Genomic DNA, 23,700 nt, shown 5'->3' with positions numbered 1-23,700 from the left:
ATGAATATTAAGATAGGTTTAACCAACCGTTATGGATATGAGCTGATAGCTTACCCTTTTAACGGTGGTGCATATCCTGACAATGGAGAAAAAATAGCACCACTTGAGGGCAAAGGAGAGCTCACGATAGCCTCTGGAGAAAATGCAATCATTGATGTGCCAGGTATGGGGTCTTTGTTAGTGCAGTTTTTGGGTAAGCAAAAATTAGAGAACTTTCATGATAGAGCTTGTGAAAGCCCCAGTGAGTTTGATCAGTACGAACAAATGGCATTACTACGTTACAAAACAACTGAACTTTATTGGCGATTTCCAAGCAGTGACGATGCACAACTTGAGCTAAGCGTGAATGATATTGGTACCGTGTGCTTAGACAAAGTGCTATCAGGAGAAGCTCGGCGTGTTTCACTACCAGAGTTTTTTATACCACCAGTATTTTTGCCTAGTGGCGTTGATGAACAAGAGTCACAGGCAGAGTAGGCGGCTTACATTGTGAATTTAAGTTGTATGTAAGCACACATCGCGATCAGTTCGCGACAGGGTTATAACTGAGAACAAAACTAAATTACACACTCTGTTTGTGTTGTTTTGCAACAAGAGTATAAAACAAATTATGAGGAATTAAATATGGCTACTGAACCATTTATTGGCACACTTACTGCGTTCGGCGGTACTTTTACCATTGAAAATTGGGGTGTGTGTTGGGGGCAGATGCAGGCAATTAGCGAGAATACGGCTTTGTTTTCATTGTTTGGGACGATGTATGGTGGCGATGCTCGTACCACCTTTGCTTTGCCAGATTTACGAGGCCGTAGCCCAGTTGGTCAAGGGCAGATGCGAGGAGGGCATGATTATCGACAAGGTATAATGATGGGGACTGAGCGTATAAGTTTGGCTACAAGCCAGATGCCAGCGCATTCTCATACTGCTATTTTTACGTCCTCGGGTGGTGGGAGCCCTATTGCAGCAAAACTTGAAGTTGCAACTAATGGAGGTACATCTACAACGCCAAGTACAAGCACTTACTTAGCAGCGGGTAGTGCTAGTAATAACTATGTGGCGCCTGGGTTAGCTGGGGTTGACTTAGTAGACATACCGGGTCTTACAGTAACTGGTGGTGGCAGTGAGGGTGGAACCGTGACTGTAGGCACAACGGGAGGTTCCGAACCAATTGGAATAATTAATCCCTTGTTACCTCTTAACTGGTTAGTAGCTCTGCAGGGGATTTACCCATCAAGAAGTTAGCACTCACTTTAGTTAAGTTATTAACTAAGGTGCTATTAATAGCGCTAGTAGCAACCATTAACCTGCAATTAGTTTCAGTGAGAAAGTATATCATCGGCATTAGTGGCGATGATATACGTTCAACAGCCTGAACTTTCGCTAAAAGTAAGCACAAATTTTAGGGTCGCCAGTTAGAGTTATGTATGGCAGTCACTAAATGAATGAGTAGATACCGAGGATTTAAACAATGCACTTTGATTTCGCATTTCCCAAGTATGTTAACCCACAGAGTATGTGTGTTAACTATCATAAAATGACAAAACTAGCCTTGTTTATGTCCATCATTTATAGCACTCATGCTGCTGCAGGGACATATAATTTTAGTTCAGTATCTGGCTCTGGAACACCAACGCTAACGACCACGGTAGACGGTATTACATTAACAGCAACTCAGTCAAACAGTAATAATATAACCCTTACTGCGGGCTTTTTAGATCCTGGCATCTCTAACAATAGTGATACTTGGACCATTACCTTTAGCTCACCGATAAATATAAGCCAGTTTCAAATGGGTGAAATTTCTAATCTATCAGATGGTATTTATATTTTTACACCAGATAGTGGTACGGCGGTCAGTATTGATGCGGATGATCCGGCTATTGTTGGCTCTGTTGCCACCTTAACACCAGGTGACTGGACATCGGTTAATTCTGTAACAATGAGTTATGATTACCCTTCTAATTCGTCTCATGTGGGCGTTGATAATATTCAATTTACTGCTGCCCCAACTGATTCGACTGCCCCCACTTTTGACAGTGGTAATTCGACCCCTAATGACAATGCCACGGATGTGTCTGTAAGTAATAACATTGTAATCGATTTTGATGAGGATATTACACTGGGTACGGGTAATATTACGATTCGCGATGTCACAGGTAGCAGTGATGCTGAAGTGTTTAACGTAGCCACAGAAAGTGACGGTGCAAATAGCAGCCCTGGCGCGGGGCGTATTGGTATTGTAAACGATAAAGTATATTTAAACCCAACGAGTGACTTAACTGGAAACCGTAATTATGCTATTCGAGTTGATGCAACTGCGATTGATGATACATCGGGTAACAGTTTTGCCGGGATTAGTGACGATACTACATTTAATTTCTCTACAGCCAATACTATTCCAGATGTGGATTTGAACTCAGGCACTGGCGGTAATGATAATAGCGTGTCGTTTACTGAGGGCAGTGGTGCTTTAAATATCGCTCCAAGTGCTACGGTCACAGAGGCTGATGGCGATACAATAACGACCATTACGGTGAGTTTGACCAATGACCAAGATGGTGCGTCGGAAGGGCTAAATGTAACCGCTGCAGTGCAAGACGCGTTAACGGGTATTTCGGGTTCGTCAGACATTACATTACAAGATACCATCTCTGTGACTGGGGCAACGGCATCGGCTGCTGAAGTACAGACTTTCTTACAGAACATTAGCTATAACAACACATCTAGCTCACCCAATGAGACAGCGAGAACAGTAACGGTTGTGATAAACGACGGTACTGCAAATAGCACTAGTCGCACGGCGACGATTAGCGTTAGTAATGTTACTTCTGCCAATAGCACCGCCGCTGGCTTTAACACCACAAACGGTACTAATTTATCACCTGCGATTACCTTTACCGACGACAACGAAACATTAGCTATTACCAACACAAGCCATGCTACAGGGTCAACAGCGGATGGTGGGAATGGTACAGACACATTATTTGCTGTGGATAATGTTGATTTGACTGGCCTGACAAGTTTGACTAATTTTGAGACGCTCACACCAGACAACGATGGTGCATTAACGTTAAGCGAATCACAGCATGAAAGCTTTAGTACTATTAATGGCACGGGCGACAACCAATTTACCATAGCCAGTGCGAATGGCGATCAATCGCTAACAGGTGATGCCGATATTGAAACCTATGTGCTTGGCGCAGCGATGACATTTAACGCGGCCACGGCAGCACAAAATGTGACCGGTAGTAGCGGTGACGACACCGTGAATATCGCCGCCTTGACGGCAACGGGTACCTTAAGTGGCGGCACTGGCACAGATACATTGCAACTAAGTAATGGTGCAAATATTAGCGGCGCGACTTTTTCAGCCTTTGAGTCTTTAACGCTTGCCAGTGGCGCAAGTGTTACGATGTCCGAGGTGCAGCATGATGGTTTTACTACTGTGACAGCGCCTGGCGCAGAAACGATTACGATTAGTTCAGCAACGGATGGTTTAACCGGTAATAGCGCTATTGAAACCTATGTGTTAGCGACGGCCAATACTTTTATCCTTGGCAGTACCGGGCAGAATTTAACCGGCAGTGGCGGCGATGATACGGTGAATGTCGGCGCCTTAAGCGCAACAGGGACCTTAGCGGGCGGTGCTGGTACCGATACGCTATCGATTGATAATGGTGGTAGCATTGCAGGCGCAACCGTGAGTGGTTTTGAAAACTTGGCGGTGGCCAACGGTGGTGCTGCCAGTATTGATGCCGCGCAGTTATCTGCCTTCAGTGGCACGATTTCTGGGGCCGGTAGTGAAACATTAACCATTGCCGGTGATGGCGATATCACTACGGTTTCGGCAATAGAAAGCTACACCTTAGCGGATGACAGCACTAATACGAGAACGGTGACAGTCAGTAATAGCAGCCATTCAGTTACGGGCACCTCGACGAGTGATGCGGTGACTTTTGATTTAGGGGCGCTCACTTATACCGCTACCATCACCGGGGATAGTACAACGCCAGATACACTTTCGCTTAGTTCGGGCGCTGATATTACCGGAGCAACGATTAACAGTGTTGCTAATTTAACCTTGGTTTCGGGCGCATCGGTAGCCATGACTTTAGCTCAGCATGGTAACTTTACCGGTACTTTAACCGCTGCTGGCGTAGAAACTATCAGCTTAATTGGTGATGGTAATGTCACCACCTTAGCAGGTATTGAAAATTACAACTTAGGTGATGATAGCAGTAATACCCGAACCATTACTGTGGCAAGTGATGCAACCAGTGTCACCGCTAACTCAGCGACTGACGCGGTTACTTTTGCCATTGGTGGAAGTTCATTCACTGGCACGCTAAGCGGTGAAAATACAGTGGCTGATCAGGTGCAAGTGTCTGATGGCGCAGATATAACGGGCGGCAGCTTTTTCAACATAGGCACCCTTTCTTTGAATAGCGGTGCAACAGTTGCCATTGATTCAGCCAATATTGGTGACTTTACTAGTGCCATAAACGGTGCGAGTGGCAGTGAAACCCTTAAGCTAATGGATGGTGGGACATTTAACTTCTCAGCTACCTCTGTTTCTGCCATAGACGCGATTGCTATAGGGACGAATAGCGCATCAACCATCACCTTGACAGACAACTTTAATGCCGATGGGCAAACCGTTGCTATTACTAACACCACAGGCAGTGCCATCACCAATGACTTGTCAATTAATGCTTCAGCATTTGTTGGTGATGTATTATCAATCACGGCCACCGATTTAGGCGGTGACGATACCTTTGTTGGCGGCAGCGGGGCCGATATTATTCGTCCGGGGGCTGGCACCGATACGATGACGGGTAATGCAGGTGGTGATAACTTTATCGGAAGCGCCTCAGATTTATCTGGCGATACTATCGCGGACTTAGCCATTGGCGATCAAATAACCATTACAGGCGTGACTGGACTATCGAGTGCGAATGTGCGGTTTAACGGCACCAGTACATTGGAGGTGGATACCGATGCCACCGATTTTAATATCTCAGAGCTTTCCTTATCTTTAACCAATGCTCCTGCTGCCAGTTTGGCTTATACCGTTGCCGACAGTGGCAGTGATACCGTCATTACCTTTATTGCGCCAAATGAGGTGCCCGTATTTAGTAGCTTAAATGGTGGCGCTACCTTTGTTGAAAATGGCTCTGCCGTTAGCATTGATAACGATATGACGGTTGCTGATACTGAATTAGATGCCCTTAATGGCGGCAATGGTAACTATGATGGCGCAACAGTAACCTTAGCGCGCTCTGGTGGTGCGAATAGTCAGGATGTGTTTAGTCATACCGGGCTGTTGGGCAGCTTAGTACAAGGCAATACCTTTACATACAATGCAAGCTCGGTGGGAACGGTAACGACAAATTCAGCCGGCACCTTGGTACTTACCTTTAACAGTAGTGCTACCTCAGCCATCGTTGATGGTGTATTACAGTCGATAGGCTATCGTAACAGTTCTGAAGATCCTGCCTCATCTGTTACGCTTAATTTCACCTTTAATGATGGCTCCATTGATAGCACGGGCAGTAACCAAGCCGTTGTTAATATTACGGCGCAAAACGATACGCCGACGGATATCGCGCTGTCGGCCACTAGCATTAATCAATCAGCAACAGGGACAGGGGCCGCGGTGGCTACCGCAACCAGCACTGATATAGATAGCAGTGACAGTCATAGTTATAGTTTGGTTAATGCCAATGCGAGTGATAGTGGTAGTTGTAGCGCAAGTAGTGGTAATAGTAGCTTCCAATTTACCGCTAATACGCTGCAAACAAAAGTCTCAACGCAACCCGGTAGTTACACTATTTGTATTCAAACCAGTGACGGTAATGCGACTTTCCAAGAGTCATTTACTATTACAGTGGTTGATAATGTTGCACCTAGTGCACCTTCGACTCCGGACTTAGATTCCGCTTCAGATTATGGCCCATCAAATACCGATAATATCACCAATGACACCACGCCGACGTTAAGTGGCAGCGCAGAAAGTGGCGCAACAGTGAAGCTATACAGTAGCCAGGTTGGTAGTGGTAATACGGTAATCGGTTCAACTGTCGCCACGGGTGGCAACTGGCAAATTACGACTGCTGCGCTCACATCGGGTCTTACGCATGCGATTACAGCAGAGGCCACAGACAGTGTGAATAATGTCAGTGGGCGCTCTAGTGCATTAAACGTGACGATTGATACTCAGTCTCCCAATGCGTCAAGTACACCGGACATGACATCCAGTACAGACAATGGGAGCTCAAATACCGATAATATCACAAGCGATACAACCCCCACGTTTACCGGCCAAGGGACAAATAGCGATACCATCACACTGATTTCGGATGTAGATGGCATGCTTGGCAGTGCGATAGTCACAGGAAGTGTTTGGTCCATTACGGTGAATTCGGCGATGACAGCGGGTACTCACCTGGTATTGGCACGCGCAGCGGATACCGCAGGCAATACGACGGATAGTGCTAGTCTGTCAATCAATATTGATGCGGTGGCACCGAGCGGGGTGTCGGTATCTATCGAGCAGGGTAGCATAAATGCAGACAATGAAACGGCATTGAGCTTCTCTTTATCTGGTTTAGAAGGCGCAGGGAGTGGTTCTTTTACCTATCAAATTTCAGATGGAACGAATAAGGTAAATAGCACAAGTGCAGTGGCAGTTTCGGGTACCGCCCAACGGGTATCGGGAATCAATGTTAGTAACTTAGCCGAAGGTACACTCACCTTAACGGTATTAGTAAAAGATATCGCAGGTAATATCAGTTCAGCATTCAGTGATACGGTGACAAAGCGCTACAATGTTGCACCATCGGCGGTGAATGACACATTGACGACGAATGAGGACAGTGCTAATCAAATCAATGTTCTGAGTAATGATACTGATCCAGAGAGCAACATAGTGGCTTCATTAGTCACGATTAAATCGGCGCCAGCGAAAGGGCAAGTGTCGGTGAGTAATGGTATTGTCACTTATACCCCGAACGCCAACGCCAATGGCGCGGATTCTTTCACCTATACGGTGAAAGATGCCGAACAAGCGGAGTCTAATGCAGCAACAGTATCTGTCACGATTACCGCTATCAATGATTTGCCTGTTGCGGCTAATTTCACTCCAAGTATAGAGGAGGATACCGCAACAGAGGCCCTGACGGTGAGAGCCAGTGCAACGGATATTGAGGACACTCACCCAACAGGGGCTATTACCCTTGAAACCTTGCCTATGAAGGGTAATGCGGCTGTGGACCTAATTAATGGTACGATCACTTACACACCTAATGCCAATGAAACGGGGAGTGATAGCTTTAATTATTCGATTATGGATAGTGAAGGCGCTAAGTCGAACATTGCTACGATCACAGTGAATATAGGTGCCGTCAATGATGAGCCTATCGCATTAGACGATACCTTTATTTTCGATGCGGTTGTATCAAATGAGTATGCACTACCCGTGTTAGACAACGACGTAGACCCAGACGGTGGAGCATTGAAAATAACTGGAGCTAAAGCGTCCATTGGCACCGTACTCATTGAGAACAACAAACTGACTTTGAAAACCCCAGGCAATACACAGGGGCCGATAATTGTCAGCTATATAATTGAAAATGGAAGCCAAGCCCGTGCCCAAGCTAATGCTAATATCATCATCAATGGTAAAAGTGGTGGTAATGAGCCAACTATTGTCACACCAGCGGATCTTACTGTTAATGCAACAGGGCTGTTTACAAAAGTGAATTTAGGCACAGCGGTGGCAACAGACAGTCTGGGTAATCCGATCCCTGTGTCCTTGGCGAGCGGAGCTCCCGTATTTACACCGGGTAATCATTTAGTGTATTGGCAAGCAACCGATAACCAAGGGCGACAAGCTATTGCTAGCCAAGAGGTTAAGGTTAATCCGTTGATCTCGATGCAAAAAGACAGCCAAGTGGTGGAGGGGATGAGTACGACCGTTAAGGTGTATTTAAATGGTCCCGCGCCGAGCTACCCTGTGACAGTGCCTTATACCGTGTTGGGCAGCGCTGATAGTGGCGACCATGATTTAAGCGACGGTGAAATCATCATCACGCAAGGATTGGTAGGCGAGGTAACCTTTAATGTGTTTGACGACGCTGTCGCAGAGGGCACCGAGACCATTCAACTGCAATTACTTGATGGCATTAACCTTGGCGCGAAGTCGACGATGACGATCAGCATTGTTGAAGAAAATGTGGCGCCGAAACTACAAGTGGCGGTCACACAAGATGGTCAAACACGACACTTAGTGGTTGCCAACGATCAGTTAGTGACGTTGACCGCGACGGCAACGGACATCAATATTGCTGACCGTGTGGCATTAGATTTCACAGCTAATGGGCCGATCACGCTTATCCCTACCAATGAAGAAAGCATTATTACTTTCTCTCCAGCGCAGTTACCGGTTGGCGTTTATAAAATAGCGGTGACTGCAACGGATGATGGTACTCCGAGCTTGAGCTCTCGAAGTGATGTTTATATTGAAGTGGTCAGCAGTTTAGTTGCATTGACTGAACAAGATACAGATGGCGACCTGATCCCTGATGATAAAGAGGGCTATGGTGATACCGACAAAGACGGTATTCCTGATTATCTCGATTCGATTAATGAATGTAATGTGTTGCAAGAGCAGGTTGGTGATGCAACGCAATTCTTAGTTGAAGGTGAACCCGGGGGCTGTTTAAGAAAAGGTGCAACGGTGGCGCAAAACCAAACAGGTGGCGCGCAATTACTCGCAAGTGAAACGCCAGTTGATGAGGCCGCGCAGAACACGGGCGGTATATTCGATTTTATCATCACTGAGCTGCCACAAGCGGGTGATGCGATGAGAGTGGTATTGCCGCAACGATTGCCTATCCCAGCCAATGCGGTTTACCGTAAGTATCTCTCTGGCCAGTGGCGCGATTTTGTGAGCACCGCTGAAGATCGGGTGTTTTCATCGCCAGGTGAGGCTGGCTATTGTCCACCTCCGGGTGATGCGGCTTGGGCCGAAGGGTTGACCGAAGGCCATTGGTGTGTGCAATTGCAAATTGTTGATGGTGGCCCTAATGATGATGACGGGGTGATTAACAGCACTATTGTTGACCCCGGTGGCGTGGCGATTATGAGAACAAGTAATAACCTGCCACTGGCGCAAGCCGATGCCGTCAACGTCGCAGCGGGCAATTCCATCACCATTAATGTGTTGGCAAATGATTCGGATGCCGATGGTGATGCGTTAGTCATCACCAGTGCCACCGTTGATTTTGGCTCGGTAAGCATTGTGAGTAATCAGCTACTTTATGTTCCTGCAACCAATTTTGTTGGCCGAGCCACCATTCAATATGGCATCTCAGATCAACAAGGCGGCACGGCGAGCAATACCGTTACAGTTGATGTGGTGGTTAATAATCCGCCTGTAGCCAATGCCGATAGTGCCACCACGACCGATCAAGTCAGTATTGTGATTAATGTGCTGAGTAACGACAGTGATGCCGAAGGTGGTGTGTTGTCAGTGTTGAGTGCTTCAGCGGTGCAAGGGCAAGTAAGTGTGGGCGTTGATGGTACACTGACTTACAGTCCTAAACTGGGTTTTGAAGGTGTCGATATTATTACTTACATCATTCAAGATGAACTTGGCGCAAGGGCTCAGGGAGAGGTGAAAGTATCAGTAACGGTGTATCAAAAGGGAACGGATGGAGGCAAATCATCAGGAGGCAGTATAGGGTTTGTCTTCGTGGGGTTAATGCTAGCAGCAGTGGTTATACGCCGTAATAAACCGCTATGGCCCGTTGATGAGCGATAAACGCTCGCTCTTAGGTCGTAGATAAATAACAGGCGCTAGCAAGTTATCGTTAGCGCCTGTTTTATATTAGCTCACTAACAAACACGCCACTTGGTGTTGTTCATTCCCTTTTAATTGCGGCTTCAACTCACTGCATTGCGGCTGGGCCTGTGGGCAGCGGGTACGAAATACACAGCCTGATGGCGGGTTGATTGGCGAGGGTAAATCGCCCGGCAATAATGCGATGGTTTTATTGCGCTCTTTATCGGGGTCGGGCAGGGGCACGGCTGACATGAGCGCGTGAGTATAGGGATGTTTAGGGTTATTAAACAGCTCATCTGAGGTGGCCAGCTCCACTTCATTGCCTAAATACATCACCAACACGCGATCGGAAATATGTTTCACCACCGATAAATCATGGGCAATAAAGATTAACGATAAACCCATTTCTTTTTGCAACGACTTGAGTAGGTTAACCACTTGCGCCTGAATCGAGACATCCAGTGCCGACACTGGCTCATCACAAATCACCAGCTTTGGCTCTAAGATCAGCGCTCGTGCAATGCCGATACGTTGACACTGACCACCAGAAAACTCATGAGGATAGCGGTTAATTACGTTAGGTAATAAGCCTACCTTGTCCATCATCAATTTCACTTTGGCGCGCACTTCTGTTTTGCTTAGCTGCGGAAAGAAAGTTTGCAATGGCTCGGCAATGATATCGCCGACTGTCATGCGTGGGTTAAGGGAAGCTAGCGGATCTTGGAAGATCATTTGAATATCTTGGCGCACTGCGCGCAGCTCTGATTCACTATGACTGGTGAGATCTTGTCCCATCCAAACGATGCTGCCAGCACAAGATTTCACTAAGCCGATAATGGCGCGGGCAAAGGTAGATTTGCCGCAGCCTGACTCGCCAACCACGCCTAAGGTTTCGCCTTGGTAAAGCTTAATGGAAACACCATCAACAGCCTTTAACTGTGCTGGTGGTGTCCAAGGCCAGCCGCCTTTTTGCTTTATTTCAAACTGTACTTTTAAATTTTCTATTTCTAGGATGGCGTTTGCCGCTTCGTTAACTTGTTTCATGCTTCACTCCCAGAAATTGTGGTAATCACTGCTGGTGGATTAAAACAGGCACGTTGGCGACCTGTTGCAAATTCCGTTAAATCGGGTGCGCTTTGCTGACATTGTTCGCTGACAAATTCACAGCGTTGTTGGAACGGGCAGCCCATTGGTAAGCGCAATAAGTTAGGTGGGTTGCCTGGGATGGTTGGCAATATTTCACCTTCAGTATCCAGGCGCGGAATGGCTTTGAGCAAACCTTGAGTGTAAGGGTGGGTTGGGCGATAGAAAATATCGCGCACGCTGCCGTATTCCATGGTGCGCCCAGCGTACATCACTAATACTGAGTCACAAATACCTGCCACCACGCCTAAGTCATGAGTGATCATGATAATAGAAGTGCCAAAGTCGTCTTTTAACTCGTTCAGCAGTGACATTATTTGCGCCTGTACCGTTACATCAAGTGCGGTGGTCGGCTCATCGGCAATCAGCAATTTAGGCTGACATAGCAACGCCATGGCAATCATTACGCGCTGGCGCATACCGCCAGAAAACTCATGAGGATACATTGCCATGCGTTTGTGTGCTTCCGGCATTTTAACCGCATCGAGCATGCGCACGCTGTGATTAAAGGCATCTTGTTTGCTCATGCCTTTATGTTTGATCAGCACTTCCATTAATTGTTCACCTACTTTCATGTAGGGGTTCAGTGAGGTCATGGGATCTTGGAAGATCATCGCAATTTGCTCGGCGCGAATGTTGTTGAGCTGTTTTTCCGGCAGGTTAAGTATTTCTTGGCCTTCAAATTTAGCACTGCCGCTGATGGTACCGTTTTTCGCCAATAAGCCCATTAAGGCAAACGCGGTTTGGCTTTTTCCTGAGCCAGACTCACCAACGATACCTAAGGTTTGGCCTTTATCTAAGCTAAAGTTCAGCTTGTTTACCGCGACGACGCTGCCTTCAGGGGTGGCAAATTGTACTTCTAAGTCTTTTACATCTAACAGTTTCATGCTGGCTCCTTAGCGGTCTTTCGGGTCTAAGGCGTCACGTAAACCGTCGCCGACAAAGTTAAAGCAGAACAAGGTAGTGACCATGAATCCTGCGGGAAACAGCAGTTGCCATAAAGCAATTTCCATGGATTGTGAGCCTTCGTTGAGTAGCGCGCCCCAGCTGGTCATGGGCTCTTGTACACCAAGGCCAAGGAAGCTTAAGAAAGATTCAAATAAGATCATACTTGGAACCAGTAAGGTAGCGTAAACCACCACTATTCCTAATACATTGGGTACAATATGACGGGTGATGATCTTCCATTTACTGACGCCACACACATGGGCTGCTTCAATAAACTCTTTGCGTTTTAAACTTAAGGTTTGGCCGCGCACGATACGCGCCATATCGAGCCAAGATACCGCGCCAATGGCAAGGAAAATCAGTAAGATATTACGACCAAAAAAGGTCACCAATAAGATCACAAAAAACATAAACGGAAATGAGTATAAAATTTCCAGCACGCGCATCATTAGCTGATCAACGCGGCCACCAATAAAGCCTGAAGTTGCGCCATAGAGGGTGCCGATGATCATGGCAACGACCGCACCAAGTAGGCCGACCATTAAGGATATTTGTCCACCCATCAAGGTGCGCACAAAAAGATCTCGACCCAAGCTATCGGTGCCAAAGTAATGGCCGTTTTCAATACTTGGCCCAACATGCATGGCTGACCAGTCTGTATCATCAAAGGCATATGCACTTAAATGTGGGCCAATAATTACCAGCAGGGTAATACAGGTTAAGATAATCAGACTGACCACTGCTGCTTTGTTACGAAAAAAGCGGCGACGGGCATCTTGCCACAGGCTGCGTCCTTCTATTTCTAAGCTTTCCGCCGCACTTTCAATCGCCTGGCGTTTCTCTTTGGTAACGAACATATTAATACTCCAAGGCTAGTAACGAATTTTCGGATCTATCACTGCGTACAGGATATCGACGATAGCGTTAAAGGTAATGGTTAATGCGCCAACCAAAATGGTGAGGCCTAATACCATGGAGTAATCACGATTCAGTGCGCCGTTAACAAATAGCTGGCCGATGCCGGGTAAGCCAAATATGGTTTCAATCACCACAGAGCCGGTAATAATACCAACAAACGCAGGGCCTAAATAAGACACCACGGGTAAGATGGAAGGGCGCAGGGCATGGTGAATAACGATGTAGGACATGGACAAACCTTTAGCGCGCGCAGTGCGGATAAAGTTAGAGCTCATCACTTCAATCATGCTGCCGCGCATAATGCGGGCAATTGATGAAATGTAATGCATCATCATGCCAATCACTGGCAGCACCATAAATTGCAATGCGCCACCGTTCCAGCCACCTGCGGGTAGCCATTTTAAACTGATGGAAAACACCAGTACCAACACTGGCGCAAGCACAAAGGAAGGGATAACCACCCCAACCATAGCCCCTGACATCAGAAAGTAGTCAAGCCATGTGTTTTGCTTTAAGGCGGCGAGCGTACCTAAGCTAACACCAAAAAACACCGCTAGCACAAATGCGGTGGCGCCAATTTTGGCTGACACGGGCAGTGCTTGTGCCACTAGCTCGTTGACCGAATAATCTTTGTATTTGAACGAAGGGCCTAAGTCACCTTGTACTAGGTTCTTAAGGTAGTTGAAATACTGCTCAATTACTGGTTTGTCGAGGCCGTATTTGGCTTCGATGTTAGCCTTTACTTTAGGCGGGAGTGAGCGCTCACTTGAAAACGGGTTACCCGGTGCAAAGCGCATCAAAAAGAATGACACGGTAATAAGCACCAATAGGGTCGGGATCGCTTCCAGTAAACGTTTAAAAATAAACTTAGTCATCGGATGGCTTCCATTGCTGACACTCAAAAAACCACTCAAGTGAACTTGAGTGGTTTTGTTCCATAGGAGTTAATGGTTATTGTTTGATTAGGTACATATCTTTGCTGTACAGGTTATCCAGTGGGTTGTTTGGGTAACCGCCTAAGTAAGGTTTGACTAAACGGGCGGTAACATACTGGTAGATAGGCGCCACTGGCATGTCTTTACTTAAGATAGTTTCAGCTTGCTGGTAGTAATTAGCACGCTCAACAGGATCGGTGGTAATACGGCTGTTTGCCATTAACTTGTCGTAGGCTGGACTATTGTATTTACCGTCGTTATTGCCGTTGTCACTTTCCAGCAAACTCAACATTGACGAGGCTTCATTGTAATCGGCAATCCAACCGGCACGAGCAACGCTGAAATTACCTTGTTTTTTTGAATCGAGGTAGGTTTTCCACTCTTGATTTTCAAGTTTGGCTTCAACGCCGAGGCCTTTTTTCCACATTGATGACACTGCAATAGCGACTTTCTTGTGGTTCTCACTGGTGTTGTAGAGCAGTGAGAACTTCAGCGGATTATCCTTGTTGTATCCGGCTTCGGCTAATAATGCTTTCGCTTTAGCATCACGCTCCTTTTGGCTTAACCCAGCCCATTCTTGTGGTGCTGGCTCAAAGCCATCGACTATTTTAGGGGTAAACGAATACGCAGGTGTTTGCCCTTGACCTAACACAAAGTTGGCGATGGCTTCGCGGTTAATGGTGTAAGACAGTGCGGTGCGCACGCGAACATCATCAAACGGCTTTTGCTTGGTGTTAAACTGGTAGTAATAGGTGCCTACATAGCCTGTTACTCGAATTGACTCAGGGTATTCTTTTTTCAGACGCTTGAAGTGCTCTATCGGCATTTCGTAAGTCATGTGAATTTCATCAGCTAAAAAGCGATTCATTTCCGCGTTTTGTGATTGTAGCGGTAGGTAGCTTACCTTGTTGATTACGGTGTTGGCATTGTCCCAATATTGTTCATTACGTGACAAGACAATACGCTCGTTCACGGTCCAAGTATCGAGTTTGTAAGCGCCATTACTGACCATATTACCTGGACGGGTCCACTTATCGCCTAACTTTTCTACACTTGCCTTGTGTACTGGGTTGGTAGAAGTGTGGTAAAGCATAGAAACAAAGTATGGCAAAGGCTTGTCTAGTTCAATAATCAAGGTGTTATCATCTTTTGCCTTAACCCCAAGCTGCTCTGCTGCTTGGGTGCCCGCGATGATAGCTTTGGCATTTTTAATGGTGGCTTTTTCGAAATACCAAGAATAGGGTGAAGCGGTTGCTGGATTAACAGCGCGCTTAAACGCATATTCAAAATCGTGTGCGGTTACTGGGTCTCCATTTGACCATTTTGCGCCTTGGCGCATGTGGAAAATGTACGTTTTATTATCTGCTGTTTCCCAACTTTCAGCAGCGGCGGGCAGGGTTTCACCATTAGGGCCTGAAGTGACTAAGCCTTCAAATAAATCACGTAACACGTTAGCCTCAGGCACACCTTCTGCTTTATGTGGATCAAGAGTCGCGACTTCTGCGCCATTGCCTTTTACCAGTTCTTGTACGGCTGCGAGTTCAGTTCCTGCTGGTACATCGGCTGCGAGTACTTGAGAGCTTAAGGCGAATGCTGTTATCACTGAAAATGCGATGAGGGACTGTTTCCGTTTCATGATTATCTCCATATGCTTAGGTTTTTAAGCAATTATTGATATTTGTAAAAATATTATAGGTGATTGCTTAAAATGAATAATTATCTAGTTATGATTGTTTTTGAAAGGTAAATATAGTGATAAACCCTTTCTTTGTAAGTCAATTTACAAAGCATATGGGGTGGAACACAAATATTATTAGAATAAATGATAGCTTGAATGATCAGGATCAAGCTGGCATTGGCGGGGTAATAGCCCCTAGTCGTGGTTAAAGAGTTGGTAAGTGGTTACTAATTAAGAATATGATATTTAATCTAAATTTTGTTGGTAGTAAGAATTTTTTTGTCGCTTAACCGGAAAATATAATGCCGGATTAGGTGGTTTTGCTGACAATTACTTTTATAAATTATTATTCTCTTTGTGATCTCTATTCAATTGGTTTAAGACATTTTCCTGCGAGCTCTAGTCAGAATGCGAGTTGTTAAGTAAACAGATGTAACGCTCTAAAATTAACTCAATGTCCTGCGTCTAGTCGTCTTTGTTAAATAATTATGCTGCTGTGCTCTATAGGTTAAATCGAATTATTGTTGTGCTTTCGGTGGTCGTAATGAAGGCGATTTTTATTAAAAGCACCTTGCTTAAGAGCCGAACGGTAGCAAAATATTGGCATAATTTAAGTCGATATTGGTGGCTTAGGCTATGACACTTGAGATAGTGATACAGGGTCGGTTGGTTTTGAGCCTGGTATGCAGTTTATGTATGCCCTGAATTCACCTTGACTGCTGCACCTGCTTCCTTCACTAGTCTGCAGCAATGGAAAGATAACTGCAGTCCAGCGCAAGAGCGCAGTAGTGTCATATCTGGAGAGCTATTTGTGTGGTACGCCAAAGGCTCAACTCGAAGCTCTGATTAAGTAGATAAAAAGCTATATGACCAATATCGATTTGCCTTAAAGGCAGAATAATTCCCAAACCCGTTCTTTTTGAGTCAAAAACCGCCTGAGTCATAGGCGGTTTTTACTTATTTGTCTGGGCGGGAGTGACCTCCCTAAGTTGCGTTTTACTAAGAGGATTTAAATGTTTCCCCAATTTAAAATTGGCCATTGCGTGCGCCGGGCATGCTCGGTTAGTTGTTGGCAAGGGTTGACTAAATAGGTTTGATCAGCGTATTCACACAAGGGTAAATCATTAATCGAGTCGGTAAAGAAATGCACTTCGCCATGGTGTTCCGGCCTGTTGGCTAGCCATTCTTTGATGCGTGTCACTTTGCCTTCTCTGAAACTGGGGATTCCTTGAATTTCGTGGGTATACCTTTGATTGACCACTTTTAGTTCAATACCTATGGCTTGAGAGATACCAATTTCTTGTGCCACCGCCTGCACGATAAAATCGACCGAGGCGGAAATAATTAAGGTGGCGATATTATCGCGGTGTAAATTTTCAATCAGACGCTGAGCCTCGGGGTAGAGCTTAGGCAGCACCCTTTCCTGTACACAGCGCTCGGCAAGCTGATGAACTTGCGCCACGGGCACATCTTTTAATGGCACCATGACAAATTCAAGGTATTGCGCCATATCAAGCGTGCCATTAGCGTATTGACTCATCAGGGCGCGATCGTTGGCGACAAAGTCGGGATCAGTAGCAATGCCGTTATCGGCCAAAAACTCACTCCAAATCATGGCGCAGTCACCATTGATTAAGGTGTCGTCTAAATCAAATACATAGAGTGGCTGAGTCATTTTAGGCGCTCACTGGTTGAATTTCATTAAGGTTAAACAGTAGCTCAAGTTGACTGCCGTTGGCGAGCAATCGCTCTGAAGATCGATTGAGTAAGTCGACTGACAACTCACAATCGTGTACTTCAACTTGATAACGAATAACATTACCCAGTAATTGATGCTGCTTGATCACCCCAAGTTGTGGTGAAGAGATATGGGGCTCGTAGTGGCGACCGGCTTCTTTCACGTAAATGGATTCTGGGCGAATGGCGACCTTATGAGGCGTGTCTAAATTGAACAATTGCTTAGCCGCACTGGCTGACACTAGATTAGTGTTACCCATAAATTGCGCGACAAACTCATTAGCAGGTTGCGTGTAGATTTGCTCTGGTGAGCCTTGTTGCACAATTTTCCCTTGATTCATCAAAAAGATCCGGTCCGATAGGATCATCGCTTCTTCTTGATCGTGAGTGACAAATATTGTGGTGAGGTTGAGCTCGGTTTGAATGTCTCTAATTTGTTGGCGTAAATGCTTACGAATTTTCGCGTCGAGTGCTGATAATGGCTCATCAAGTAATAAAATACGTGGTTTAACCACTAAGGCGCGCGCTAAGGCAACACGCTGGCGCTGGCCACCGGAAAGTTGGTGTGGGTAGTGTTTTTCTTTGCCTTTTAATGCCACTAACTCAATAACCTGCTGCACTTGGGTTTGTATTTCTTGCTGCCCCATGCCTTTCATTTTCAAGCCAAAAGCAATGTTTTCGGCGGTGGTCATATTGGGAAACAAGGCATAAGACTGAAACACCATGCCAATGCCACGCTGTTGCGGCGAATGATGAGTAATGTTTTCACCATTCACCCAAATTTCGCCGCCGTCAACCGGATTTAGCCCGGCCAAGCTGCGCAGCAAGGTGGATTTACCACAGCCACTGGGGCCTAGTAGGGTAACAAACTCGCCTTGCTCGACAGTGAAATGGATATCGTTAAATACGGTATTGTCAGCAAAGCGTTTGGTGAGTTGGGTAACGTTTACGTAGCTCATAGTATTAGGCTCATTCTGAAATGGCGGCTGGTTTGGCGCTGAATCGACTGGCCAACCAAGTGAGAAGAAATACAAACAAGAAATAGGTCATGACTAACGCAGAAGTAAAGTGACCACTGGTTTGACGCATGTTGTATAAGTAAATTTGTAAGGTTTCATAGCGCGTGCCTACTAGTAGGTTGGCAAACACAAACTCGCCGAGTAAAAAAGAGAAGGACAAAAACAGCGAAGCCAATAAGCCTTTTTTAAGGTTCGGCAGTACGATCAACCAAAATGCCTGAAATGTGCTGGCACCCAGTAAGTGAGCCGCGTCCATTAAATCGTTTAAATGAATAGCACTAAAGCTATTGGCTATCGCGCGATACATAAAGGGCAGGGCAATCGTGAAGTAAGTGCCAATTAAGATCCAAGGCGTGCCGACAATCGGCCAAGCGCTGTCGGCATATAGTTGTAATAACCCCACTGACGACACCACTGGCGGCACAGCAAAGGGCAGCAAAATGAGCAGGTTCATGAGTTTGTCGAGTTTAGGAAAGTAGTAAAACACGACAAAAATGGCTGGGATCACCAAAATAGCACTGAGCGCGAGTGAGGCACTGCAAATTAATAGTGAGCGACCAAACGCGGCTAAAAAGCGTGGATCACTGAGTAATTGGCCATACCAGTCAAGGGTGAAACCATCAGGTAAAATTGTCGCGCCCCAGCTTGATGAAAGGGAATAGACTAAGGTAGCCAAGATAGGCAGTAACATCACCGAGACGATGCCATAAACCACGGTTTTATGCCAAATAGCACTGTGATTAGAATTAACGTTAGCTTTTGGCATGGTAGCTCCTTGCGATTAACCATTGGTTAATAAGGGTAATGAAGGCGAGGATTAACATCAGTACCACGGATATGGCGGCAGCTAAATTCGGCTCAAGAAATAAATCACCTGATACCAAGCTGGCGATGCGCACGGTGACCACGTTGTAATTACCTGATGTTAGCGCGTAAACACTGGCATAAGCGCCAATGGCGTTAGCAATTAATATGATCAAGGTACCTAGCAAAGCAGGAGACAGCACCGGTAGCGCGATGCGGCGCCAATATTGCCAGCTGCTTGCGCCAAGTAATGCGGCGGCGTCTTGCCAATCGTCCTTTAGGGCATCAAATGCGGGGTATAGCAGTAGCACTGCCAGTGGTATTTGAAAATACACATACATGGCCAGCAGGCCCCATTGTCCATACAGGTTAAAGCTATCAATCAAGCCATATTGTTTTAATAACAGAGTCAATGCGCCATTGACTCCCAGAATAATGATAAAGGCGAAGGCCAGTGGCACGCCGGCAAAGTTACTACTCATATTGGTAAAGGCGATCACGCCATCGCGTATTTTGCTGTTGATTCGGCGCAGTGACGACACCAGTAACACAGCGATGGCTAGGCCAATTACGCTCGACCATGTCGCTAACCACAAACTGTTGCGAAAGCCTTGTTGAATAAAAGATGAATTAAAGATTTCGTGGTAATGATCCAGCGACCAACTTTGCTCTACTAAAAAGCTGTTCACCACCACCCACAACATAGGGGCAAGTTGGAATAGGTAAAAGAACACCGCAAAAGGCAGTAAACATAAGCCGGGTTTGAGTAGCTTAAGCCATTTAACTTTAGTTTGTTGGCGTAATCGGGGTTGAGTATTAATGACGCTGCTAGTCATAACGCAAGCTCTCTTTTGGGTAAGGTTTTTGATGGTCAAGGCCGAGTAACTCGCAGCATAAACCGCAAATATCGGTTTGCTTGATATGTGCGCCGTGGTGAGCAAATGCTGAGCCGATCATAAATAAGGGCACTTCGCGCTCTTCGGGGAGTGTTCCGCCGTGGCTGCGGTCATTGTTCATGCCGTGATCACTGGTAACCAGTACTTGATAGCCATCTGCTAGCCAAAGATCAATAAAGTGCGACAACAGTACATCGGCATGGCGTGCACTGTTGCGATATTGCGACGAGTCTAAACCAAATTTGTGGCCGGCATCGTCGATATTCATCGGGTGGATCAACAAAAAGTTTGGCTGATGGCTAAGGCGTAACTGTTCGGCATCTAAAAATACCGCTTCATCAGGGTAATGATCCCATTGGTAAAAGCAGCCGTGTTGGATATTGAGAGTTTCGTCTTGGGTAAAGCGATCGCGAACGGCTTGATAAGGTGCGCGATTGTATAACTCACTGACCCAATGATAGGCCGCTGCGGCAGTGCTCAGGCCTTGGTTTTTAGCCAAACTGAATATGGAGTCGTGTTTAGAGCGTCGAACGATATTATTGCTGACAATGCCGCTGTCAATGGGGCGCACCCCAGTTAATAAGCATTCATATAGTGGCCGTGAGAGTGACGGCAATTCACTTTGAATGGGTGATAGACTAGCGCGCTGTTGCTCAATTAAGCCATTCAAATAACCCATGCAATCATGAGCGACTTGGTAATTGAGTCCATCAAGCACCACTAAGATCACTTTATTGTTCATCTTGTTGTTCATAATTGCTTTCTACTGCTGATGATGTGACTGATGACAAATTCAATTAAGCCGTTTAAATAGCCAATAATACAATCATGAGCGACTTGGTAATTGAGTCCATCAAGCACGACTAAGATCACTTTATTGCTAATATTATTGTTCATATTGTTATTCATAATTGCATTTCTAATGCGGGCGATGTGACTGATGATGAATGTGTAAAAACAAAAAATTGGCTGCGAGCTGATTGAGCTGCGCAGCCTAGCATTAGGTGATGGTCACCTTATTGCTGGTGGATCAACACGCTTTCTTGCCATTGACGTGGCAGTTTACGCGCTGACTTTTCCCATGCGCTGAAATCAGATACCGGGTGGACATTGGTGTATTGATTGCTGGCAATTAATTTGTCTTGGATTTCTTTCGGTAAGGTGACATTGTTGCGGATTGGGCGAGCGTAACCTTGAGCGAGGTTAATTTGACCTTGGTCGCTGAAAATGTATTCGCGCGCAAGCTTCGCTGCATTTGGATTTTTCGCGTATTTATTGATGATAGTGGTGTAACCAGAGATCACTGAGCCATCTTGTGGGATGGTCACGCTAAAGCGGCTGCGGTCAATTTGGTCGCGGTAGTTTAGGGCATTAAAGTCCCATAATACCGCCACTTCTACTTCGCCTTTTTCTAAGTTAGCAATACTTGGGTCGGTGTAAGATAAGCGACCTTGCTTGGCTAGCTTGGCAAAAAATTCGATAGCAGGATCAAGGTTCGTTTCGTCACCGCCATTAGCAAAAGCAGCCGCTAATACTGCATTATTAGCTTGCGCAGCAACGCCAACATCACCAATACTGATTTTGTACTTACCAGTTAGTAAGTCGTTCCAAGTGGTTGGCGCTTTTTCGACTAAATTATTATTAGTGATGAAAGAGATGGTGCCAGTGTAAGCCAGTGCCCAATGGCCATCTTGGTCTTTAGCCCAATCAGGAATGTCGTCCCAAGTACTAGGCTTGTAAGCTTGGGTGACGCCTTTTTTCACTGCGACGCGAGCAAATGCAAAGCCTACATCACCGATATCTGCCGTAGCATTATTTTTTTCGGCTTCGAATTTGGCAATTTCTTGCGCAGAGCTCATATCCGTATCTTGATGCTTAATTGCGTGCATCACTTCAAGATCGCGCCAAGTGTCTTTCCAGTTCGCCCAGCTGTCAGGCATACCAACGCTGTAAAGTTGCCCTTCTTGTTGTGCTGCTTTGATTAACGCTTCAATTTTAGTATTACTGTCAGCGAATACCGATGTAGATAAAGTGGCCGCCAATAGGGTGGCGCCCGTTAGCAAGGTTTTCATTGTTACATCCTTCTGGACTAGGTCAGTGAGTTCGAAAGTTATGCTAAGCATCCAATATGAAAATTTGGTGTAATAAAGTTGACAGTTAGGGTGTTTTTTTATGTCATTTTTATTGCGCTAGTGTGGTTGTTTACAAAGACCATTGTTGTCATTAATTTGTTATCTTAGTGAGTTAGGTTGTCATTTTTGTTTGTTAGATTGGAATAGACCAAACGTGACTTCGATAAATGTTTCTTACTCTCGGAGTGAGAAGACAGATTCCATGCCAGTGACTCAGCTGAGTAAAATAAAGGGATCTTTACGTGAACAAATTACCGCCGGAGAATTAACCGCTCAGCATAAATTGCCTTCGGAGCGAGCGTTAAGCGAATTGTTTTCAACCACCCGGATCACAGTGAAAGACGCCTTAGTCGCCCTTGAAACGGAAGGGGTTATTTATCGAGAAGAACGCCGCGGCTGGTTTGTCTCGCCACCTCGCATTCAATACAACCCGCTTTCGCGTAGTCATTTTCATCAAATGATCCAGCAGCAAAATCGTATTGCGCAAACCCAATTGCTATCAGTACGCAGTGTGATGGCGTCGCAACAATATGCGGTAGCCCTAGAGGTGGATAGGTTAACGCCGATCCATATTGTTGAGCGACTACGCTCAATCGATGGTCGGGCGGTATTGTTTGTGGAAAACTGCTTAATTGCGCGATTATTTCCTGATGTGTTAGAGCAAGACTTGACGGGCTCGCTCACTTATTTATACCAAGAAAAATTCAATTATGTGACTACGCGTTCGCGCTTTGATGTCGTGCCCAGCGCCGCCCCTAGCCATGTTGCTAAGGCGCTTAATTTAGCGGCGGGGCAGCAAGTGCTGAAAATATGCCGAGTGAATTATAAACAAGATGGCGAGCTAATGGATTGTGAGTTTGAATATTGGCGTCCCGATGCGGTGCAAATTTCAATAGATAGCCACGGTTAACGCGTCCCCTTTAAATAGGCTTGTCGTAGTGGCTCATCAAATTTTTCAATAGCGTAGCGCAGCATAGTGCGCGGCATGTTTGTGTAGTGCTGATCTAAAAAAGCTAGCTCAGTTGCTAAATCGCGCTTACCGATTTCACGCAGCATCCAGCCGATGGCTTTATGCATTAAATCATGGGGATGTTGCAATAAGTGCGCGGCTAGGTCTAAGGTGAGCTGATATCGACCTTGTTTGATAAAAGCAAAGCTGCTCATCACGGCAATACGCTGTGACCAAAGCTGCTCACTGTTAGCCAGTGTCCAAAGTAATTGCGTATCTTTATCTAATAGCCAAGTGCCGAGTAAATAGGGCGCTGAGCCATCAACTAGATCCCAGTTATTAACTCCAGCCAAATGCGTTAAATAGAAATCGATGATGGCGTGTTGTGTATCAGTATCGCTTTTTTCAAATTGTAACCGCAGGATGAATAGGGCTAATAAACGTTGCTCATGGATGGGAGACGTAATAAGTATTTCAACTTTATTTAAAGGTAGCTGACGATACTTTTTAGCTAATTGGCGCAGCGGTGGTACGCGAATGCCCCAAAACTGGTCGCCTTCCCCATACCCGCCAGGGAATGCTTTAAAGAACTGCGGAAAAAATGCAGCTTTATCTGGCTCAATATGTTGTTTTAGTTCATTTAATAATACTTTCATTTTACGCCTATCATTCGCACTATTTTGGACACTTAATATTA

The 23,700-nt window shown here is 45.8% G+C and carries 17 protein-coding genes; 4 read left to right on the top strand and 13 right to left on the bottom strand.

Features of this window, described 5'->3' with window-relative positions; translation table 11 throughout:
- From K1M91_RS13115 to K1M91_RS13105, 3 genes are all read left to right on the top strand, one after another.
- The gene (locus K1M91_RS13115; protein ID WP_232802409.1) at window positions 1-477 is read left to right on the top strand and encodes a hypothetical protein; all 477 of its coding nucleotides are present in this window, start codon (window positions 1-3) and stop codon (window positions 475-477) included.
- 147 nt (window positions 478-624) lie between these two features.
- Complete coding sequence (locus K1M91_RS13110) at window positions 625-1,242, top strand: tail fiber protein (protein WP_232802407.1); 618 nt, start codon at window positions 625-627, stop codon at window positions 1,240-1,242.
- Between the two features lie 226 nt (window positions 1,243-1,468).
- Window positions 1,469-9,823, top strand: a complete 8,355-nt coding sequence (locus tag K1M91_RS13105) for an Ig-like domain-containing protein (RefSeq protein WP_232802393.1) — start codon at window positions 1,469-1,471, stop codon at window positions 9,821-9,823.
- Between the two features lie 66 nt (window positions 9,824-9,889).
- On the opposite strand, the gene oppF is transcribed toward K1M91_RS13105, so the two are convergent.
- The 12 genes from oppF to K1M91_RS13045 all read right to left on the bottom strand — a co-directional run bounded on the left by oppF (window position 9,890) and on the right by K1M91_RS13045 (window position 21,994).
- Window positions 9,890-10,888, bottom strand: coding sequence for a murein tripeptide/oligopeptide ABC transporter ATP binding protein OppF (gene oppF, locus K1M91_RS13100; protein WP_232802387.1), 999 nt, complete (start codon window positions 10,886-10,888; stop codon window positions 9,890-9,892).
- Entirely contained in the window at window positions 10,885-11,874 is a 990-nt protein-coding gene (locus K1M91_RS13095) for an ABC transporter ATP-binding protein (RefSeq protein ID WP_232802385.1), read from the bottom strand. The genes oppF and K1M91_RS13095 overlap by 4 nt, the downstream gene beginning before the upstream one ends.
- Window positions 11,875-11,883: 9 nt before the next feature.
- The gene (gene oppC, locus K1M91_RS13090) at window positions 11,884-12,792 is read right to left on the bottom strand and encodes an oligopeptide ABC transporter permease OppC (RefSeq protein ID WP_232802383.1); all 909 of its coding nucleotides are present in this window, start codon (window positions 12,790-12,792) and stop codon (window positions 11,884-11,886) included.
- Window positions 12,793-12,807: 15 nt separating this feature from the next.
- Window positions 12,808-13,728, bottom strand: a complete 921-nt coding sequence (gene oppB, locus K1M91_RS13085) for an oligopeptide ABC transporter permease OppB (RefSeq protein ID WP_232802381.1) — start codon at window positions 13,726-13,728, stop codon at window positions 12,808-12,810.
- 76 nt (window positions 13,729-13,804) lie between these two features.
- Entirely contained in the window at window positions 13,805-15,424 is a 1,620-nt protein-coding gene (locus K1M91_RS13080; protein WP_232802379.1) for an ABC transporter substrate-binding protein, read from the bottom strand.
- 1,051 nt (window positions 15,425-16,475) lie between these two features.
- Window positions 16,476-17,141 carry an HAD family hydrolase gene (locus tag K1M91_RS13075; protein WP_232802378.1) on the bottom strand — a complete coding sequence of 222 codons (666 nt, stop codon included), beginning with the start codon at window positions 17,139-17,141 and terminating at the stop codon, window positions 16,476-16,478.
- Between the two features lies 1 nt (window position 17,142).
- Window positions 17,143-18,162: an ABC transporter ATP-binding protein gene (locus K1M91_RS13070; RefSeq protein WP_232802377.1), complete on the bottom strand. Its 1,020-nt coding sequence runs from the start codon at window positions 18,160-18,162 to the stop codon at window positions 17,143-17,145.
- Window positions 18,163-18,172: 10 nt separating this feature from the next.
- Entirely contained in the window at window positions 18,173-18,988 is an 816-nt protein-coding gene (locus K1M91_RS13065; RefSeq protein ID WP_232802374.1) for an ABC transporter permease, read from the bottom strand.
- A complete protein-coding gene (locus K1M91_RS13060; RefSeq protein WP_232802372.1) occupies window positions 18,975-19,862 on the bottom strand; it encodes an ABC transporter permease subunit in 888 nt (295 codons plus the stop codon). The genes K1M91_RS13065 and K1M91_RS13060 overlap by 14 nt, the downstream gene beginning before the upstream one ends.
- On the bottom strand, window positions 19,855-20,676 hold the full coding sequence (locus K1M91_RS13055) for an alkaline phosphatase family protein (RefSeq protein WP_232802370.1): 822 nt from the start codon (window positions 20,674-20,676) through the stop codon (window positions 19,855-19,857). Before K1M91_RS13055 ends, K1M91_RS13060 begins: the two co-directional genes overlap by 8 nt.
- Entirely contained in the window at window positions 20,673-20,819 is a 147-nt protein-coding gene (locus K1M91_RS13050) for a hypothetical protein (RefSeq protein ID WP_232802355.1), read from the bottom strand. The genes K1M91_RS13055 and K1M91_RS13050 overlap by 4 nt, the downstream gene beginning before the upstream one ends.
- A gap of 119 nt (window positions 20,820-20,938) precedes the next feature.
- The gene (locus tag K1M91_RS13045) at window positions 20,939-21,994 is read right to left on the bottom strand and encodes an ABC transporter substrate-binding protein (RefSeq protein ID WP_232802353.1); all 1,056 of its coding nucleotides are present in this window, start codon (window positions 21,992-21,994) and stop codon (window positions 20,939-20,941) included.
- A 262-nt stretch (window positions 21,995-22,256) separates the two neighbouring features.
- On the opposite strand from K1M91_RS13045, the gene K1M91_RS13040 reads away from it, so the two are divergent.
- Window positions 22,257-22,964 carry a UTRA domain-containing protein gene (locus K1M91_RS13040; protein WP_232802343.1) on the top strand — a complete coding sequence of 236 codons (708 nt, stop codon included), beginning with the start codon at window positions 22,257-22,259 and terminating at the stop codon, window positions 22,962-22,964.
- Here the strand turns inward: K1M91_RS13040 and K1M91_RS13035 are convergent.
- A complete protein-coding gene (locus K1M91_RS13035) occupies window positions 22,961-23,659 on the bottom strand; it encodes a DNA alkylation repair protein (RefSeq protein ID WP_232802329.1) in 699 nt (232 codons plus the stop codon). The two genes, K1M91_RS13040 and K1M91_RS13035, sit on opposite strands and share 4 nt — an antisense overlap.
- Window positions 23,660-23,700 lie beyond the last annotated feature (41 nt).

The sequence above is a fragment of the Motilimonas sp. E26 genome (assembly GCF_021278025.1).
Lineage (GTDB): Bacteria > Pseudomonadota > Gammaproteobacteria > Enterobacterales > CBDFNC01 > Motilimonas.
Note: the sequence above shows the minus strand (reverse complement) of the source record. Positions and strands in the feature narration are given on the sequence as shown.

Excerpts from the sequence above, each read along its gene's own strand:
- oppF (WP_232802387.1), bottom strand. The coding sequence starts at position 10,888 with ATGAAACAAGTTAACGAAGCGGCAAACGCCATCCTAGAAATAGAAAAT.
- K1M91_RS13070 (WP_232802377.1), bottom strand. The coding sequence starts at position 18,162 with ATGAGCTACGTAAACGTTACCCAACTCACCAAACGCTTTGCTGACAAT.
- K1M91_RS13060 (WP_232802372.1), bottom strand. The coding sequence starts at position 19,862 with ATGACTAGCAGCGTCATTAATACTCAACCCCGATTACGCCAACAAACT.
- K1M91_RS13110 (WP_232802407.1), top strand. The coding sequence starts at position 625 with ATGGCTACTGAACCATTTATTGGCACACTTACTGCGTTCGGCGGTACT.
- K1M91_RS13105 (WP_232802393.1), top strand. The coding sequence starts at position 1,469 with ATGCACTTTGATTTCGCATTTCCCAAGTATGTTAACCCACAGAGTATG.
- K1M91_RS13045 (WP_232802353.1), bottom strand. The coding sequence starts at position 21,994 with ATGAAAACCTTGCTAACGGGCGCCACCCTATTGGCGGCCACTTTATCT.
- K1M91_RS13075 (WP_232802378.1), bottom strand. The coding sequence starts at position 17,141 with ATGACTCAGCCACTCTATGTATTTGATTTAGACGACACCTTAATCAAT.
- K1M91_RS13035 (WP_232802329.1), bottom strand. The coding sequence starts at position 23,659 with ATGAAAGTATTATTAAATGAACTAAAACAACATATTGAGCCAGATAAA.
- K1M91_RS13095 (WP_232802385.1), bottom strand. The coding sequence starts at position 11,874 with ATGAAACTGTTAGATGTAAAAGACTTAGAAGTACAATTTGCCACCCCT.
- oppB (WP_232802381.1), bottom strand. The coding sequence starts at position 13,728 with ATGACTAAGTTTATTTTTAAACGTTTACTGGAAGCGATCCCGACCCTA.
- oppC (WP_232802383.1), bottom strand. The coding sequence starts at position 12,792 with ATGTTCGTTACCAAAGAGAAACGCCAGGCGATTGAAAGTGCGGCGGAA.
- K1M91_RS13080 (WP_232802379.1), bottom strand. The coding sequence starts at position 15,424 with ATGAAACGGAAACAGTCCCTCATCGCATTTTCAGTGATAACAGCATTC.
- K1M91_RS13115 (WP_232802409.1), top strand. The coding sequence starts at position 1 with ATGAATATTAAGATAGGTTTAACCAACCGTTATGGATATGAGCTGATA.
- K1M91_RS13040 (WP_232802343.1), top strand. The coding sequence starts at position 22,257 with ATGCCAGTGACTCAGCTGAGTAAAATAAAGGGATCTTTACGTGAACAA.
- K1M91_RS13050 (WP_232802355.1), bottom strand. The coding sequence starts at position 20,819 with ATGAACAATAATATTAGCAATAAAGTGATCTTAGTCGTGCTTGATGGA.
- K1M91_RS13065 (WP_232802374.1), bottom strand. The coding sequence starts at position 18,988 with ATGCCAAAAGCTAACGTTAATTCTAATCACAGTGCTATTTGGCATAAA.
- K1M91_RS13055 (WP_232802370.1), bottom strand. The coding sequence starts at position 20,676 with ATGAACAACAAGATGAACAATAAAGTGATCTTAGTGGTGCTTGATGGA.